Origin of the sequence: Acinetobacter sp. Ver3, from assembly GCF_000632455.1 — a bacterium.
GTDB lineage: Bacteria > Pseudomonadota > Gammaproteobacteria > Pseudomonadales > Moraxellaceae > Acinetobacter.
Genome location: NZ_JFYL01000143.1, coordinates 1 through 1,958, shown reverse-complemented (window position 1 = coordinate 1,958; position 1,958 = coordinate 1). Strand labels below are relative to the sequence as shown.

Genomic DNA, 1,958 nt, shown 5'->3' with positions numbered 1-1,958 from the left:
TGCTGTTATCTTAACTTTATAATTGATCTACCAATTGAAGTTAAGCGTCTTCTAAGCGAGACTTGCATGGTAATATTATATGAATGTATCGAGTTTATATTGGGAAGAAAGACTGACGAAGTACAAGTTTATTTTGAACATGATAAACCAAGAAATTTAGAAAATTATAAAAATGTATTTGAAGCACCTATCATTTTTTCATTCAATCAAACTGGAATGAGAATACCCAAAAATATATGTCTAATTGAAAATCCTTCAGCAAATAAGATTATTTACAATCATGCAATTGATCAATGTGGAAAATTAATTAAACAACTTGGAAGTACTACGACCTCTTATACTTACATGATGCAAAAAATAATATTATCAAATCCCTCAAAGCAAATAAGTGAGGAATTTATCGCTTCAGAGTTATTTATTAGTAAACGTACATTAGCCAGAAAATTGAAAAACGAAGGAACAAGTTATAAAATTGTTTTAGATGATATGCTATCAAAACAGGCTATCGAGTATTTAAAAGAAACTGATCTCTCAATCACTGCGATAGCGACAATTCTTAACTATCATGACAGTGCTAATTTTAGACGAGCCTTTAAAAGATGGTTCAAAATCACTCCTAGGGAATATCGACGTACAATATCAAATAATAAATCAACCAATTAGATTGGTTATTTATTAAAAATTATAAATTGATTATTTTTAACAAAAATTTGTATAAATAAGTCAAGCATATAATTTTTTTATAGTTAACATAACAATAATAATGAATTTAACTTTTTTAAAAAATAAAAATGTTAGTATTAAAAGGAGTTATTATGCAAAATCATACTACAGATCTACTTAAAGAAGATTTATATAATCAATTTATACTACAAAAGAATTATTTTAAAAAAGAAGGCATTGAAACTATCGAAGAAAGAAAACTTAATTTATTTAAATTAAAAGAATTGATAAATGAAAATCTTGAGGAAATAATTGATGCAATAAATGCAGATTATGGAACTCGTTCTAGACACGAAACAATATTAGCAGAAATAGTTACCGCAAATGATGACATCAAAAATAGTATTAAAAAGTTAAAAAAATGGACAAAAGTACAAAAACGGCATGTAGATCATTTATTATATTTAGGTGCAAAAAATTATGTCATTCCTCAGCCATTAGGTGTGATTGGGATCATAGTACCTTGGAATTTTCCAATTAATCTTATGTTTTCACAATTATCTGCTGTATTTGCAGCCGGTAATATGGCTATGGTTAAGATGTCTGAAAATTCAAGAAATTTAGCAAAACTATTGATAAAATTAGTCCCAAATTACTTCAAGCAAGAAAAATTAATAATACTAGATGAAACAGGAAATATAGGTATATATTTCTCTCAGATTCCTTTTGATCACCTAATTTTCACAGGCTCAAGTGCAACAGGTCGTAAAGTTATGACCGCAGCGGCTCAAAATTTAACTCCTGTAACTCTTGAATTAGGGGGTAAATCACCTGCTGTCATTGATCCAGAATATCCCATACAAAAAGCAGTTGAACGTATTATGTTCGTAAAACAATTAAATGCTGGGCAAATATGTACTAATGTTGACTATTTATTTTTACATGAATCGAAAGTAACACAATTTATAGATCATTCTCTAACGTGGGTACAGGAACATGTGCCTAATATACATTCAGAGTCCTATACATCAATTATTGATGATAAATCTTTTAAACGGCTAGTAGATTGTCTAGAGGATGCTAAGGATAAAGGCGCCCAAATAATAACGTTAAATCAACAAGAACCAGATCCAATATCAAGAAAATTCCCCCTTACTCTAGTGCTAAAAAGTAATGATACGATGGATATTGATACAAGGGAAACCTTTGGCCCAATACTCATGATAAAAACTTATCAAAATCCTAATGAGGTGGTTGATTATATAGTTAATCGAGATAGACCATTAGCATTCAGA

At 29.1% G+C, this 1,958-nt stretch carries 2 protein-coding genes; both read left to right on the top strand.

The genetic code is table 11. From position 1 onward, the window contains the following. Nucleotides 1-663, top strand: a 663-nt coding sequence (locus CL42_RS15945) for an AraC family transcriptional regulator (RefSeq protein WP_035270876.1), incomplete at its 5' end; no start/stop codon positions are given. Between the two features lie 152 nt (nt 664-815). Next, nucleotides 816-1,958 (top strand): aldehyde dehydrogenase family protein (locus CL42_RS15940; RefSeq protein ID WP_035270875.1); only part of this gene is annotated, 1,143 nt, incomplete at its 3' end.